We start from the raw sequence: 15,369 nt of genomic DNA on the forward strand, positions 1-15,369 counted from the left end.
ACTTATCGCAGGCTTGCAACCCTATGGCTGCGAGCTGCATCAGAACCCATCGAAGCCCACCCGAGGAGTTCCGCCATGCGCCGTGTCGCTCTTGCCCTGCTGTTACTTGCCCCGCTCTCCGTCTATGCCGCCGACCAGTGCAAGTACCAGGCACCGCGCAACCTGCAGGTCGATCTCGCTGGCGTGCGCGGCGTGGAAATCGACGTCAACAGCTACGACTTGCACGTGAACGGCACGCCTGGCGCCAGGCAGCTGATGGTCAACGGCCGCGCCTGCGCCTCCGACCAGTCGATGCTGGACAAGCTGCAGATCACCCAGCGCCGCGAGGGGGACCAGCTCATCATCGAACTGGGTGGGCAGAACACGTTCTCGTTCCATCTGTTCGGCAGCTCCTACACGAACCTGGAAGCCAACGTGCAGCTGCCGCCGGAACTGCCGGTGACGGTGCGCGTGGGTTCCGGCGACGCCACCGTGAACGGCTTGCAGCAACTGCGCAGCGTGGTGGGTTCGGGCGACCTGCACGTCAACAACATCGCCGGCGCCTTCAGCACCAGCGTGGGCTCGGGCGACGCCGACGCCAACAACGTCGGCAGCCTGCAGGTCGGCTCGGTGGGCTCGGGCGACTTCAAGGCGCGCGGCGTGAAGGGCGACGCGAAGGTGGGCAGCATCGGCTCCGGCGACGTGACCCTGCACAACGTCGGCGGCAGCGTGCATGTGGACACGCTGGGCTCGGGCGACCTCGGCGTGCATGACGTGGGCGGCGACCTCAGCCTCGGCGCCAAGGGCAGTGGCGATGTCGACCACAGCGGCGTGAAGGGCAAGGTCAGCGTGCCGAACGACGACGACTGATTGCGCTCTGTTTTTCCCTGTGCTGCTGGGGCTGGTTGTTCCGTTTTTTGCGAGTTTCAAAGCGGTTTCGGACGCCTGTCGGCGCCCGAGTTACTTTCTCTTTGCGTGGCCAAAGAGAAAGTAACCAAAGAGAAAGGCCACCCCGGTTGGCGCTTGCCGGGCGTCCTGCCCGGCAAGTCCGTGAGGCGGGGCCGGGCTTTTCGAGCGGGCTCCTGCCCGCGCGAAAAGGCGAGTCCATCCATGGACTCGCCCGCTGCGCGGCCTTCTCGTCCCCGCCTCACCGCCGCTCAGGGGCCCCCGGAAAAGCAGCGCGCTCCTGCGCGCAGAAGCAACGACAACAGCCAGATCAAAGCCAAAGCGTCGCGAAGCGACGCAAGGCTTTGCGCTTTGTGCCTCGGCATCCTGATACGGCGCGGTGTGGCCGCACCGTGTATCGCGTAGGCAGAAGTAGCTCCCCAGTCCTCGAAACGTCCTGCTTGTAATCCCGGCGTATTGAACCCGGCCATTTCTCTTGGTTACTTCTCTTTGGGCCAGCAAAGAGAAGTGACTCGGGCGCCGCTAGGCGTCCGAAACCGCTCCGTCGCAAGCGAACCACACAAGGTCGGCACTGAGCGAGATAGCGAAAGGACGTCCCTTAACCCAGCCAGCGCCAGGCCACGTACACCAGCGGCGCGCATATCAGCAGGAACGGCACCGACACGCGATGAAACAGCCGCAGACTCTGCGGCTGTTTCGCCAGCCGCAGGGCGATCAAGTTCGCCAGCGAGCCGATCGCCAGTCCGAAGCCGCCCACGTTCGCCGCCACCGCCAGCGCGATGGCATCGTGGGCGCGGTCCAGCAACAGCACCGTGGCCGGTACGTTGCTGATCAGCTGCGAGGCGACGATGCCGCCGGCATACATCGTCAAGGGATCGCGGAAATCGAACCGGTCCAGTGCGTGGCGCACCAGCGGCAGTTCGGCGAAATGGCCGAGGCCGAGGAAGATCGCCGCGAAGGTGAGCAGCAACAGCCAATCGATGCGCGCCAGGCTGCGCCGCGCCAGCAGCGCGAACAGCCCCAGCAACAGCACGGCTCCCAGCGGCGCGCGATGGTATTCCATCAGCAGCACCATGCCGAGCAGCGCCAGCAGGGAGCCGATGCCGAGTCGCGTCGAGTTCACCTGGCCGTCGATGTGCGCTGGCACCAGCGCAACCCGGCCGCGCGGCAGCCATAACAAAGTGAGCGCAGCCACCAGCGCGAACATCACTGCAGCGGTCGGCAGCATTGCCGCCGCAAAGCGCAGGAAGGGCAGGCCCGCGTGCTGCCACAGCAGCAGGTTCTGCGGATTGCCGATCGGGCTTAGCGTGCTGCCTGCGTTCACCGCCAGCGCCTCCAGTACCGCCATGCGCGCCACCGGCAGGTTGGACATGCCGCCGATCGCCAGCGTCAGCGGCACGATCAGGAACAGGCTCACGTCATTGGTCAGCACCATCGACAGCAGCGCGGTGGCGCTCACCAGCAACAAGCCCAGGCCGCGCAGCGAGTGCGCGCGCGCCACCACCGCCACCGCCGCATGTTGCACCAGCCCGCTGTCGCGGATGCCCTGGATCGCGATCAGCAGACCCAGCAGGCCCGCCAGCGTGGGCCATTGCAGCCAGCGCTGGTAGGCCGCGAGCGGCTGCGGATCGAGCACAGCCAGCATCAGCCCCAGCGCGGCGAATAGCAGCAACAGCCATTCGGATTTCAGCTTGGCGCGCCAGTCGCTGGCGACGATGGCAGGGGTCATTCCCGATCCTGTTTGTTCATGCCGCCGCCAATCGCGAAACCGATGGCGATACCCACGCCGATGCCCAGCGCAAGGTTGCGTATCGCGATGCCGATACCCGTGCCGATGGCAACGCCGAGAGCGATGCCGACACCCACGCTGCGTCGACGTTCGGGATCGGGTTTGCCGGATGGGGCGGGTGGGTCATGGGCGTGTGGTGGCAGCGGAGTTCGGCTTACGGTGTCGGCGGTGCGCGCATCACCATTCGGTCAGCCCTTCCAGCTCGTAGAGCTTCTTCCAGCTCGGCCTTGCGCGCACCAGATCCGCCAGCCGCTTGAGCGCAGGCCATTCGGTGGCCGGCCGCGGCATGTTGCGCGACCAGCGCATCAGCATGGTCAGCAACAGGTCGGCACCGGAGAACGCGGCGCCGAGCAGGTACGGACCGTGCCGCTCCAGCTGCGCGTCGAGCAGGTCCCATACGTCCTCGATCTTCTTGCGCAAGGCCGCGCGGACTTCCGGCGTGTGTTCTTCTGCGCCCAGTTCGGCAGGGTAGAACCACAGGCGGTATGTCGACATCAGCGTATTGCTGAGATAGACCACCCACTGCTGCCATGCCTCGCGTTCCGGCGTGCCCGGCGGCGGGATCAGCTTCGCTTCGGGGTGGCGTTCGGCCAGCATCGCCAGCAACGCCGCCGACTCGCAGCGCGGCCGCCCGTCGATCACCAGCGTGGGCACCACGCCGCGCGGGTTGAGTTCGAGATACCCAGGGTCGCGCTGCGCGTCCCGGTCGAAATCAACCAGTTTCAGTTCGTGCGGCGCGCCAATTTCCAGTAGCGCCAGATGCACCACCATGCTCGCAGTGCCGGGGGAGTAGTAGAGGGTGTACATGGCGTGCGTTCCTTCGGACGGGGCGCATCATGGTGGCGGTTCGGCTAGGCCTCCCGCAACAAGCGCATCGGCGAAGTGCGCGTGACCTTGCGCGTACCGGCCAGCCCCAGCAGCATCACCACGCACGCAGCGCCGAGCGCGTACGCGGCCAGCGGCCACAGCGGCGGCGCGAAGCGTTCGATGTGGAACACGGCGCGGCCCAGCCACAGGCCCGCGCCGGCAGCGCCGAGCGCGGCGACGAGGCCGGCGATCAGGCCGAGCAGGGCGAACTCGCAGGCGGCGGCCACGCGCAGCTGCGCGCGGCGGGCGCCCAACGTGCGCAGCAGGGCGGCCTCGTGGCGGCGCTCGGCGGCGCTGGCGGCGAGCGAGGCGGCCAGCACCAGCGCACCCGCGAGCAGGCTGAAGCCCAGCACCCAGCGCACCGCGCCGCCGACGCGGTCGACGATCTGGTGGATGCGGTCGAGCAGGTCGTCTACATCCACCAGGCTGAGGTTGGCGTAGTCGCGCGACAGTTGCGCCATGGCCTGCGCGTGGCCGCGCGGCAGGTGGAAGCTGGCCAGCCAGCTGTGCGGCAGCGCATCCGCATGCGCGGGATCGAGCAGCAGGAAGAAGTTGACCCGGAACGAGCTCCAGTCCACCTGACGGAAGCTGGCGACCCTGGCTTCGACGTGGCCTTCGCCCACGTCGAAGCTCATCGTGTCGCCCAGCTTCAGCGCGAACATGTCACGCCACATGCGATCCACCGATACCTCGGCCTGCGCCGGCCGGGCTTCGAACCAGCGGCCGGCGATCACCTGGTTCGCCGGCGGCAGCGCGGCGGCCCAGGACAGCCGCAGCTGGCGATCGGCCCATTCCTTGGCGCGCGGGTCGGCGAAGTGCTGGCCGTCGATGGCCCGGCCGTTGATCGCGGTGAGCTTGCCCACTGCCAGCGGCATCATGTTGAGCTGGTCGGCGCCGATGCGCGCCAGCGACTGCGTGAAGCCGGCGCGCTGGTCGTCCTGCAGGTTCAGCGCGAACCAGTTCGGCGTGTCGGCGGGCAGCTCCCTGCGCCAGCCGTCGAGCAGCGCGGGCGCGACCACCGACAACAGCAGCAGCGCCGTCAGGCCGAGGCTCAGTGCGGTCGCCTGTACCACGCTGAGCCCGCGCCGCCGCGCCAGTGCGGCCAGCCCCAGTCGCAGCGCGGGATGCGCACCCGGCGCCACGCGCCGGGCCAGCCACAGCAGCAACGTCGCCAGCAACGCGGCCACCAGCGCCACGCCGGACAGGCTCGCGGCGAGGATGCCGGCGAGTTTCAACGAGCCGCTCTGGCTCCAGATCAGCGCCAGCGCGACCAGTGCGGGCAGCAGGTACAAGGCGTCGAAGCGGCGCACCCGGCGCGCCAGGCTCTGGCGAAATACGGCAACCGGGGCGACCTCGGCGAGGCGCAGCAGCGGCGGCAGCGCAAAACCGGCGAGCACGGCCAGGCCCATCGCCGCGGCGCCCAGCGCGGGCAGCAACGGCAACTCGGTGGGGATGCCGCCGAACAAGCTGCTGGCGAACTGCCAGGCCAGCTGCGCCACGCCCAGCGTGAGCAGCACGCCGGCAAGTGCCACCGGTACGGCCAGCGCGGCGAGCGTGAGCAGCAGCAGGCCGAGCACGCGCCGGCGCGGCGTGCCCAAGGCGCGCAGCAGTGCCACCTCGGGTGTCTTGCGTCGCGCATAGCGCTGCGCGGACAGCGCGATCGCCACGCCGGCGAGCAGCGCGGCCAGCAAGGCGGTGAGATGCAGGAAGGCGCCCGCGCGGTCAAACGCCGTGCGCATGCGCTCCTGGGTCTGTTCCGGCGTGATCAGTTCCGCGCCTTGCGGCAGGCTTTGCTGCTGCGCCCAGGCGCGCCAGCGCTGTACGGCGTCCGGCGCGCCGGCCAGCAACAGGCGGTGCTGCGCGCGGCTGCCGACGCCGAGCAGGCCGGCCTGTCGGGCGTCGGCCAGGCTCATCAGCGCACGCGGTGCCAGCGTCACCAGCGCGCCGCCGTCGGGCTGCTGCACCAGTTCCGCGGCGATACGCAGCGGCTTGCCGCCCAGCTGCAGCGTGTCGCCCACCTTGAGCGACAGGGCCACCATGGCACGATGGTCGAGATACGCGACCCCGGCGGCAGGGCCGTGGCCGTTGCCTTGTCGGCCATGCGCGTCGGCGAGCAGCAGTTTGCCGCGCAGCGGGTAGGCGCCGTCGGTGGCCTGCACGTCGAGCAGCTGACTGTGACTGTTGGCGAACGCCACGCTGGGAAAGCCCGCGGCGCGGCTGAAGGCGAGGCCGTCGCGGCGCCCTTCGTCGGCAAAGGCGTCCGGCACGGCTTGCGGGGCCGATACGCCGATGTCGCCACCGATCAGTTCGGCCGCGCTGGCGAGGATGCCGCGTTCCATCCGCGTGGCCAGCGTGGTCACCACGCCCAGCGCCAGCACCGCCAGTAGCAGGGAGCTGGCCAGGGTGCGCAGTTCGGGCAGCCGCCATTCGCGGCGTAGGTTGCGCAGGGCGAGGCGCAGGAGCTTCATGGCCGAATCCCGGCGCAGGCGATATGGCTGTTCCGGGTGCCGACTGACATTCGTAACCGCTGGGTCGCTTGCGGAATCCCGGGAGCGGTCGCGCTCATGCGTTCACCGCCGCGGCCTGCGCCACCACGCGGCCCTCCTCCAGCTCGATGCGGCGCTGGCAGCGTGCGGCCAGCTGCACGTCGTGGGTAACCAGCACCAGGGTGGTGCGGTGGTCGCGGTTCAGCGCGAACAGCAGATCGGCGATATGGTGGCCGGTGCGCTGGTCGAGGTTGCCGGTGGGTTCGTCGGCGAACAGCAGGCGCGGGCTGTGCACGAAGGCGCGGGCGATCGCCACGCGCTGCTGCTCGCCGCCGGAGAGCTGGGCCGGGTAATGCCGCCGACGCGCGGTGAGGCCCACCGCGTCCAGCGCCTCGCGCGCCCTGGCGCGTGCCTGCGTATCCCCCTCCAGCTCCAGCGGCAGCATCACGTTCTCTTCGGCGCTGAGCGCTGGGAGCAAGTGGAAGGACTGGAACACGAAGCCTACGAGGCGCCGGCGCAGGTCGGCGCGCGCTTCCTCGCCCAGCGTCTCCAGCGCGTGGCCGTCGAGGTGGATACCGCCGCCGCTGGGCGTGTCCAGTCCCGCGAGCAGGCCGAGCAAGGTGGTCTTGCCGGAACCGGAGGCGCCGACGATGGCGAAGCTTTCGCCCGCGGCGACGCGCAGGCTCACGCGGTCGAGGATCTGCAGCCGCCCCTCGGGGCCGTCCACCGACTTGCTAACATCGTGCGCTTCCAGAACTGGGTGGAGCGTGTCGCTCATGCGTCGATTCCTGTGCTTGCTGCTGTGGCTCGCCGGTGCCGTCGTCGCGGTGCAGGCCGCGCCTGCGCGTACCGTACTGGTGCTGGGCGATTCGCTGTCCGCCGCGCACAACATTGCGACGGAGCAGGGTTGGGTGCATCTGCTGGAAGTCCGTCTTGGCAAGATGGCGCCGCCATGGAGCGTGGTCAATGCCAGCATCAGCGGCGAGACCTCGCTCTCCGGCCGCAACCGGCTGCCGGCCCTGCTGGCGACCTACCGGCCCGCCGTGGTGGTGATCGAGTTGGGTGCGAACGACGGCCTGCGCGGCCTGCCGCTCAACCAGCTGCGCGACAACCTCGTCGCGATGGTCAGCGCCGCCCAGGCCACGCATGCCAGGGTGTTGCTGCTCGGCATCGAACTGCCGGTGAACTATGGCCCGCAATACCGCGACGGTCTGCGTGCGGTCTATGCCGACCTGGCGAAACAGAAGCATGCCGCCCTGTTGCCGTTCCTGCTCGACGGCGTGGCGCTCGATCCGGCCCTGATGCAAGCCGACGGCCTGCACCCGACGGCCGCCGGCGAGCCAAAGGTGCTGCAGAACGTCTGGGGCGCGCTGCAACCCCTGCTGCGCCTGTGAACTGAACGCTTCCGCGCGATTTTCACACCTTCATCACCCCATGCCCGGTTAGCTCTTCACATTTGTGAAGCCACGCAGGAGGAGCGACATGAGCGGACATGACGAGCAGGCCGGCCTGATTCTGCTGGTGGAAGACAATCGCCAGATCGCCGAAACCGTGGGCGAGTTCCTCGAGCGCTGTGGCTATTCGGTGGATTACGCGGCCGATGGCGCCAGCGGTCTGCACCTGGCGGTGACCAGCAGCTACGACGTGATCGTGCTGGACCTGATGCTGCCCGGCCTCGATGGCCTGGAGGTCTGCCGCAAGCTGCGCCGCGAGGCGAAGAAGGCCACGCCGGTGCTGATGCTCACCGCGCGCGACACGCTGGAAGACAAGCTGATCGGGTTGGAGGCCGGCGCCGACGACTATCTGGTCAAACCCTTCGAGGTACGCGAGCTGGAGGCGCGGCTGCGCGCGCTGATCCGCCGCGACCGCCGCCAGGTCTCGGCCGAGGTGCTCAACGTGGGCGACATGACGCTGGATACCGCCACGCTGCGGCTGACTCGCGGCGGGCAGGAGCTCACCGTGTCGCCGATCGGCCTGAAACTGCTGGCGATCCTGATGCGCGAATCGCCGCGCGTGGTCAGCCGGCGCGACATCGAGCGCGAGATCTGGGGCGACATGCTGCCCGACTCCGACACGCTGCGTTCGCACCTGTACAACCTGCGCCGCGTCATTGACAAACCCTTCCCGCGGCCTCTGTTACACACCATCCATTCGGCCGGCTACCGGCTCGCGGATCTCGACGCGGAAGTGGCCTCGGCCGCCCACATGGCGTGATGTGCAGGTAGCAATGAAAGCGAAAGAAGTGCAGGGCGCGATGGTGTTTCGCGCCGGCGCCTTCCGGCGCCGCATTGCCTGGGTGTTTGCGCTGCAGTTCGTCGCGGTGGCGATCGTCTGCGTCATGGGGGCTTACGACCAGGCGCCGCTGCCGGCGGTGATCGCGGTGATCGTGATCGTCACCGGGCTGGCGTGGCTGGCCACCAGCCGCGAATGGCGACCGGTGAGCGCGCTGGCGCGCCTGATCAGCGAGTGGCGCGACGGCCAGTCCGACCCGGCCGCGCTCGAACCCGAACGGCTGTCGCGGCGCACTGATGCCGACCTCGCCGTGCTGGCGCGCGGGCTGCATGGTTTCGCCGCGCGCATCGCCGACTACGGCCAGCGCGAGCGCAACTTCACGCGCGATGCCAGCCACGAGCTGCGCACGCCGCTCACGGTGATCCGCATGTCGGTGGACATGTTGAACGACGAGGCCGGCCTCGGCGAATCCGGGCGGCGCTCGGTGCGGCGCATCCACCGCGCCACGCGCGAGCTGGAGGCGCTGGTCGAGGTGCTGCTGATCCTCGCGCGTGAATCCGATTCTGGCGGTACCGCCGAACAGTTCGTGGTGAACGACGTATTGCGGCGCGAACTGGAAACCGCGAACGACTTGATGGCCGGCACGTCGGTGGAGCTGCATCTAGAGGAACCGGCGCGCTTCGCGCTGCGCGGTTCGATGCGTGCTTTCTCGGTGCTGTGTTGGCAGCTGATCCGCGACGCCTGCCTGCATGCCGATGCGGGCAGGGTCGTGGTTACCGTAATGCCCGACGCGATCACCGTGAGCCACGCAACAGACAACACCGCTGCGGCGCGCGATGGTAGCGAGCGGCTCAGTTTCGAGCTGGCGATTGCCCAGCGCATCAGCGACCGCTTCGCCTGGCCGCTGGAATTGCACACCACCGGTGGGCCGGGTGTGGCCCGCGTACGCTTCCCCGATACCTTGCCGCTGCGGGCCTGAGGCGTACCGCGGGCAGGGGCGCACTCGGTGCGCGCATGCCCGCGTACTTGATCAAGGCAAAAGCATTCGCGCACAAGGTGCGCTGCTGCGGGGTGCCGCGGCTGCGCTTACTGTTTCAGCGCAGAACTCACCGCGAACGCGCAGCCGGTCTTTGCCTTGACCTCATCCACCGTCACGCCGGGGTTGAGTTCGATCAGGGTGAGGCCCTTGCCCTTCTCGACCTCGAATACGCACAGCTCGGTGATGATCAAGTCCACGCATTCCTTGCCGGTGATCGGCAGCTCGCACTCGTCCTTGATCTTCGGTGCGCCGTCCTTGGAGGTGTGCTCCATCAGCACCACCACGCGGCGCACGCCGCTCACCAGGTCCATCGCGCCGCCCGGGCCTTTCACCATCTTGCCCGGGATCATCCAGTTGGCGAGGTCGCCGGTGGCCGAAACCTCCATGCCGCCCAGGATCGACAGGTCGATGTGGCCGCCGCGGATCATCGCGAACGAGTCCGCGCTGGAGAAGAAGCTGGAGCCGGGCAAGGTGGTGATGGTCTGCTTGCCGGCGTTGATCAGGTCGGGGTCGACCTGGTCCTCGGTGGGGAACGGGCCGATGCCGAGCAAGCCGTTCTCCGACTGCAGCACCACGTCCATGCCCGCGGGGATGTAGTTCGCCACCAGCGTCGGGATGCCGATGCCGAGGTTCACGTAGAAACCGTCGCGCAATTCCTTCGCGGCGCGCTGCGCCATCGCGGTGCGCGTGGGGTTTTCCTTGCCGGTGTTCGCACCGGCGAGAGTGCGGATCTCGATGCGCTTCTCGTACTTTTCGCCATGGATGATGCGGTCGACGTAGATGCCTGGCACGTGGATGTTGTTCGGATCGAGGCTGCCCACCTCCACCAGCTCTTCCACCTCGGCTACGCAAACCTTGCCGCAGGTGGCGATCATCGGGTTGAAGTTGCGCGCGGTCTCGCGGAACACCAGATTGCCGAGGCGATCGCCCTTCCATGCCTTGACGATGGAAACGTCGGCGTGGATGGCCTTCTCCAGCACGTATTCCTTGCCGTCGAAAACCTTGGTTTCCTTGCCCTCGGCCAGCTTGGTGCCGAACGCGGTACGGGTATAGAAACCGGGGATGCCGGCGCCGCCGGCGCGCAGCTTCTCGGCCAGCGTGCCTTGCGGGGTGAGGTGCAGCTCCAGCTCGCCGGCCAGCACCTGGCGCTCGAATTCCTTGTTCTCGCCCACGTAGGAGGCGTACACGCGCTTCACCTGGTGGGTCTTCAGCAGCGGCCCCATGCCGAAATCGTCCACGCCGGCGTTGTTGCCCACGATGGTCAGCCCCGTGGTCCCGGCCGCCAGCAAGGCGCCGATCAGGTTCTCGGGGATACCGCACAGGCCGAAACCGCCCGCCGCGATCGTCATGTTGTCGAACAGCAGGCCGTCGAGCGCCTTGGCCGCCGTTGCGTAGACCTTGTCCATTGCCGTGCCTTCATGCGGGGGGATCAGCTGCCAAGGATACGACGGATTGCCGCCGGCCCGTGTCGCACCAGGGGCGCAAGACTTTCCGCGACGGCGGAGGCGGCAGCTTGACGGCTATCATTTACGCGTGTAAACATAACTCCACTTACACGTGTAAACGGTGGCGTCATGGCAATCAGCGAAGCCGAAGCGGTGGTGATGGAAGTGCTGTGGCGCGCGGCGCCGCGCAGCGCCGAGGAAATTCTCGCCGAGGTAGGACCGGCGCAGGACTGGCAGGAGGGTACGGTGAAGTCCTTGCTGAACCGCCTGCTGAAGAAGAAGGCGGTGAGGGCCGAGCGCGACGGACGCCGCTACCTCTACACGCCGCTGCTGAGCCGCGAGAAGTACGTCTCGCAGGAGAGCAAGGGGTTGCTGGACCGCCTGTTCGACGGCCGCGTGGCGCCGCTGGTGGCGCACTTCTCCGAGCAGCGCAAGCTCACCAGGAAGGATGTCGCCGAACTGCGCAAACTGCTGAAGGAGCTCGACGATGAACAGCCTTGAATCGCTGGCGGCGGGGTGGGCGGCACGTGGTTGGCTGCTGCTTTTGGCGTTCACTGTGGCAGTGCTGGTGGTCGCTGCGTTGCGCAAGTCGTGCCGCCATTGGTTCGGGGCGGAGCGTGCCTTTCAATTGTGGCTGCTGCCGCCGCTGGCGCTGCTGGCCAGCCAGCTGCCGCATGCCGTCGCGTCGTCGAAGCCGCTGCCGCCGCTGGTGTACACGATCACCTTGGCGGTCGGCGCCGCGGCGCCGCATGCGGACCTTCCCGGCAGTTTCGATTGGCGTGCCGGCGCGCTGCTGCTGTGGCTGGCCGGCTGCATTGTCGTGCTCGCGCTTGCAGCCCTGGTGCAACAGCGCTACCGACGCCGGTTGCGTGGAGCCACGCCGATGAGCGGCATAGCGTCGGGACGGCCGGTACTGCGCGCCGCCAGCGTCGATACCGGCCCGGCCCTGGTCGGCGCATGGCGCAGCCGCATCGTGCTGCCTGCCGATTTCCGCGAGCGCTACAACGACACCGAACAAACATTGATTCTTGCCCACGAGGCCGCGCATGCGCGGCGTGGCGACGGCTGGTGGTGCCTGTCCGCGCAGATGCTCGCAGCGCTGTTCTGGTGCCATCCGCTGGCCTGGTGGGCGCTCGCGGCGCTGCGCCACGACCAGGAGTTGGCCTGCGACGCCGCGGTGTTGCGCGAACACGGCGCGCAACGGCGCAGCTACGCGAATGCGATGTTGAAAACCCAGTCGGCCGCGCTTGCGTTGCCGGTTGGCTGCACGTGGTCCCCTCGTCATCCACTTACGGAGCGTATTGCCATGTTGAACCAGAAGCCCATTCCCGCCCTGCGTCGTCGTGCAGGCAGCGTTGCCTTGATGGTGGTCCTTGGTGCGGTGGCGGGAGCAGCCTACGCGGCGACGGTGCCGCCGGCAACGAAAGGGAGCCCGATGGTGACGCCGGATCGCTACTCCCTGGAATTGACCGTGTCGTTCGACGACAACCCCGTCCAGCATCTCAAGAAAATGTGCCTGAAGCCGGGTGAGTACACGCATATCAATGGGGTCAGTACCGGTGTGCCGCCATGGAGCGGGCGCGTTGCGCTCGTCCCGGCTGCAAAGGGGCAAATCGAAGTGCGCACCTACTTGAGCGGCGGCAGCCTGGACAAGGCGGTGGCCCCGATCGTGCGCACTATGCCGGGACAGGAAGCCAGGATCGAAACAGGTCGGCGCGCAGAGGGCGGGAAGGGGGGCTTCACTGGCATCAAACTCGCCATGACACCCAACATCGGCTGCTGAGCTTCGTCACGCAGGGGCGGCAGGCAGGCTCGCTATACTTTCCCCCATTGATCCTCAGGGAAAGAGCCCCGTGAAGCCGCGCCGCCTGTTGCCTGCCCTTGCCGCTCTCGGAGTCGCCGCGATGAGCCACGCCGCCGTGCCACCCGTACTGGTGATCCACGGCGGCGCCGGGGTGATCAAGCGCGAGCTCACGCCGGCAAAGGAGAAGGCGATACGCGCGGCAATGACCAAGGCACTGCAAAGCGGCTATGCCGAACTGAAGGCCGGCAAGAGCTCAGTGGACGCGGTAAGCGCGGCGATCGTGGTGCTGGAGGACGATCCGAACTTCAACGCCGGCAAGGGCGCGGTGTTCACTCACGACGGAAAGAACGAGCTGGACGCGGCGATCATGGACGGTGACAGCCGCCGCGCCGGTGCGGTGGCGGGCCTGGAGCGGATCAGGAATCCCATCCTGCTGGCGCGCGCGGTGATGGAAAAGACGTCTTACGTGATGCTCTCCGGCCAGGGCGCCGAGGCGTTCGCGCGGGGCATCGGCATGCCGCTGGTCGATCCCTCGTACTTCCGCACCGAAGAACGCTGGCAACAGCTGCAGAAGGCGCTCAAGGAAGACGGTGCCGGCAAGCCGCACGAGGACGAGGAAACGGCAAAGCATTTCGGTACCGTGGGTGCGGTGGCGCTGGATGCGCAGGGGCATCTCGCCGCCGGCACCTCCACCGGCGGCATGACCGACAAGCGCTGGGGGCGTATCGGCGACTCGCCGATCATCGGCGCGGGCACCTATGCCAACAGCGATTGCGCGGTGTCCGGCACCGGCTGGGGCGAGTACTACATCCGCACCGTGGCGGCGCATGCGATCTGCATGCAGGTGAGCCAGATGCGCGTGCCGATCAAGCGCGCCGCGGCGGTGGTGATCAACCAGGAGATTCCCGCGCTGGGCGGCAACGGCGGCGCGATCGGGCTGGACGTGCACGGCAACATCGCGATCCCGTTCAATACCGACGGCATGTATCGGGGCTGGATCGACGCCAGCGGTGTGCCGCACGTGGCGATCTACGGCGATGAGGACGATGGCAGCTCCGCGCCGCCCGCACCGGCCGACAGCAGCGCAGACGGGTCCGACGACGAGCCGTAGGAGCGCACTCTGTGCGCGAATCGCCGTCGGTCCAGGCTCCGCGAGGCGCTTTCGCGCACAGGGCGCGCTCTACGGCAGCTTGCGCAGTTGCGCCTCGGCAAGCGCGCCACTGATACCTTGCCGGCTGCCGTCGGCATGGATGATTTCGGTGCGCGGCGTCTCGCCGCCCCAGTCCTGGTCGATCAGGAAATCGAGGTGCTCGGGCGAGGCCTCGGCATAGGCGTGGGCGGGGTAGCCGTCCATCCGCATGGCTTTGAGCCGCGCCGCGATCTGCACCTGCTGCGCGATGCTGTCGGTGGCAATAGTGACCAGTTCGACGTCGCGCGGATGCGCCTGCTGCAGTTTCGCCAGCACCTGCATGTTTGCTTCGCAGTAGGCGCAGTCGAGCGCCCACACGGCGAGGATGCGCACGCCATGGGCAGGCGGCTTGAGCAGGGCAGGAATTTCGTTCGCGGACAGCGGTGCGAGCGTGCCGGCATGGGCGCAGGCCGGCAGCGCCAGTGCGACCAGGGCGGCGAAAGCAAGGAGGCGCATCACGGTGCCTCGACGGGGGTCAGGCGGAAACCGTCGGCGGTGTTCCACGCGACGTAGACGCGATCCTGCCATGTCAGCAGTTGCGGCGAGCCCACGGCGGCGCTGGAGCGGGCGATCGCATGCGGCTCGCCGAAGTGCAGGCCGCCATCGGTGGAAACGCGCAGCGTCAACGTGTAGCCGTTCGCGTCGACCCGGTTCCAGACCAGCCACACGGTCTTGCCGTACGCGGCCACGTCGGCGTGGCTGGCGCCAGCGCCAGCGAGTTTCAGCGGTTGCCGCGGCGGGTGGCCGGGGTCGAGTTGGCCGTACCAGATCGCGGGGCCGTGGCTGGCTTCGTACCACACCGCATGGCGCGCGCCGTCCGCGCCGATCGCGAGGCCGGGACCGTGCTCCGGGCAGGCGGCGATCCGCCAGCCGCTGAAGGTGGCGCGTTCGGCATGCACGGGCTGGCCGTCGGTGGGCAGCAAGGCGTAGGCGTGGTCGCGGATGTTGTCGCCGTAGACGCCGCGGAAGAACGCCGCGACGTCGCCGCCCGGCGAACGCGCCAGCGTGATGCGGCAGCACTCGCAGGAGTTGTCCATCACTTTGCGCTCGGCCACGAAGGTTTTGCCCGCGTCATCCGACCAGCTGTAGTACACCGCGGCGCCGAGGTAGGGCTGGCCGTTGGCCTTCGCCGCCTCCACGCCGCGCTTGTCGATCCAGGCGATCACCACGCGGCCCCGGCCGTCCACCGCCAACGCATCGAAGCGGTGGGTGATCTCGGCTCGGTCGTGGTGCACGGTGATCGGCGTGGCGAAGTGCGCGCCGCCGTCCAGCGAGCGGGCGAAGCGCACGAAGCCGGTCCAGGGCTTCGCGCGTGGCTGCGACCAGCTCACGTACAACTCGCTCTTCGGCCCGAATGCGATCTTCGGCCGGTTCTCGCCCGAATCGTAGATGGGTTCGGCGACGGCGTTGACGTCGACCGGCGTGCTCAAGGTCTTGCCGAGGTCGTCGGAGTGGCGCAGCCGCACGTGGCCATCCGCCGCGTCCACCACCCACAGGCGGCCGTGCGCGTCGAAGGCGGCGCTGGCGCCCAGCGCAGGCCCATGGGACATCTTCATGCCGGCCATGTCGTGGGCGACTGCGGTGGACGACAGCAGGCAGAGCAGGACGAGGATCAGTTTGCGCATGGAGTGTC

General features: G+C 68.3%; 15 protein-coding genes. 7 read left to right on the forward strand and 8 right to left on the reverse strand.

The features are described 5' to 3' along the window. The first annotated feature begins 75 nt into the window (after positions 1–75). Entirely contained in the window at positions 76–849 is a 774-nt protein-coding gene (locus ISP14_RS07975) for a DUF4097 family beta strand repeat-containing protein (protein ID WP_404537925.1), read from the forward strand. Positions 850–1,483: 634 nt separating this feature from the next. Here the strand turns inward: ISP14_RS07975 and ISP14_RS07980 are convergent. From ISP14_RS07980 to ISP14_RS08000, 5 genes are all read right to left on the reverse strand, one after another. Then, complete coding sequence (locus ISP14_RS07980; RefSeq protein ID WP_404537927.1) at positions 1,484–2,614, reverse strand: SLC13 family permease; 1,131 nt, start codon at positions 2,612–2,614, stop codon at positions 1,484–1,486. Beyond that, a complete protein-coding gene (locus ISP14_RS07985; protein ID WP_404537929.1) occupies positions 2,611–2,751 on the reverse strand; it encodes a hypothetical protein in 141 nt (46 codons plus the stop codon). The genes ISP14_RS07980 and ISP14_RS07985 overlap by 4 nt, the downstream gene beginning before the upstream one ends. Before the next feature lie 100 nt (positions 2,752–2,851). Continuing rightward, entirely contained in the window at positions 2,852–3,481 is a 630-nt protein-coding gene (locus tag ISP14_RS07990; RefSeq protein WP_404537931.1) for a glutathione S-transferase family protein, read from the reverse strand. A 44-nt stretch (positions 3,482–3,525) separates the two neighbouring features. After that, positions 3,526–6,009, reverse strand: a complete 2,484-nt coding sequence (locus tag ISP14_RS07995) for an ABC transporter permease (RefSeq protein WP_404537933.1) — start codon at positions 6,007–6,009, stop codon at positions 3,526–3,528. 94 nt (positions 6,010–6,103) lie between these two features. After that, the gene (locus tag ISP14_RS08000) at positions 6,104–6,805 is read right to left on the reverse strand and encodes an ABC transporter ATP-binding protein (RefSeq protein ID WP_404537935.1); all 702 of its coding nucleotides are present in this window, start codon (positions 6,803–6,805) and stop codon (positions 6,104–6,106) included. Between ISP14_RS08000 and ISP14_RS08005 the strand changes: the two genes are divergently transcribed. The 3 genes from ISP14_RS08005 (at position 6,804) to ISP14_RS08015 (ending at position 9,238) form a co-directional block, all read left to right on the forward strand. Further along, the gene (locus tag ISP14_RS08005; protein ID WP_404537936.1) at positions 6,804–7,421 is read left to right on the forward strand and encodes an arylesterase; all 618 of its coding nucleotides are present in this window, start codon (positions 6,804–6,806) and stop codon (positions 7,419–7,421) included. The two genes, ISP14_RS08000 and ISP14_RS08005, sit on opposite strands and share 2 nt — an antisense overlap. Positions 7,422–7,509: 88 nt before the next feature. After that, positions 7,510–8,241 carry a response regulator transcription factor gene (locus ISP14_RS08010; RefSeq protein WP_404537938.1) on the forward strand — a complete coding sequence of 244 codons (732 nt, stop codon included), beginning with the start codon at positions 7,510–7,512 and terminating at the stop codon, positions 8,239–8,241. 13 nt (positions 8,242–8,254) lie between these two features. Next, complete coding sequence (locus ISP14_RS08015) at positions 8,255–9,238, forward strand: histidine kinase dimerization/phospho-acceptor domain-containing protein (protein WP_404537940.1); 984 nt, start codon at positions 8,255–8,257, stop codon at positions 9,236–9,238. Positions 9,239–9,345: 107 nt separating this feature from the next. Here ISP14_RS08015 and ISP14_RS08020 read toward each other — a convergent pair whose 3' ends face one another. Next, on the reverse strand, positions 9,346–10,704 hold the full coding sequence (locus ISP14_RS08020) for a 3-oxoacid CoA-transferase (protein ID WP_404537942.1): 1,359 nt from the start codon (positions 10,702–10,704) through the stop codon (positions 9,346–9,348). A gap of 168 nt (positions 10,705–10,872) precedes the next feature. Between ISP14_RS08020 and ISP14_RS08025 the strand changes: the two genes are divergently transcribed. The 3 genes from ISP14_RS08025 (at position 10,873) to ISP14_RS08035 (ending at position 13,658) form a co-directional block, all read left to right on the forward strand. Next, positions 10,873–11,244 carry a BlaI/MecI/CopY family transcriptional regulator gene (locus tag ISP14_RS08025; protein WP_404537943.1) on the forward strand — a complete coding sequence of 124 codons (372 nt, stop codon included), beginning with the start codon at positions 10,873–10,875 and terminating at the stop codon, positions 11,242–11,244. After that, positions 11,231–12,526, forward strand: coding sequence for a M56 family metallopeptidase (locus tag ISP14_RS08030; protein WP_404537944.1), 1,296 nt, complete (start codon positions 11,231–11,233; stop codon positions 12,524–12,526). Before ISP14_RS08025 ends, ISP14_RS08030 begins: the two co-directional genes overlap by 14 nt. A 121-nt stretch (positions 12,527–12,647) precedes the next feature. Beyond that, positions 12,648–13,658, forward strand: a complete 1,011-nt coding sequence (locus ISP14_RS08035; protein WP_404537945.1) for an isoaspartyl peptidase/L-asparaginase family protein — start codon at positions 12,648–12,650, stop codon at positions 13,656–13,658. A gap of 69 nt (positions 13,659–13,727) precedes the next feature. On the opposite strand, the gene ISP14_RS08040 is transcribed toward ISP14_RS08035, so the two are convergent. Further along, positions 13,728–14,192, reverse strand: a complete 465-nt coding sequence (locus tag ISP14_RS08040; RefSeq protein ID WP_404537946.1) for a thioredoxin domain-containing protein — start codon at positions 14,190–14,192, stop codon at positions 13,728–13,730. Further along, a complete protein-coding gene (locus tag ISP14_RS08045; protein ID WP_404537949.1) occupies positions 14,192–15,361 on the reverse strand; it encodes a sialidase family protein in 1,170 nt (389 codons plus the stop codon). Before ISP14_RS08045 ends, ISP14_RS08040 begins: the two co-directional genes overlap by 1 nt. Between the last annotated feature and the right edge of the window lie 8 nt (positions 15,362–15,369).

Origin of the sequence: Dyella agri, from assembly GCF_044904705.1 — a bacterium.
Lineage (GTDB): Bacteria > Pseudomonadota > Gammaproteobacteria > Xanthomonadales > Rhodanobacteraceae > Rhodanobacter_A > Rhodanobacter_A agri.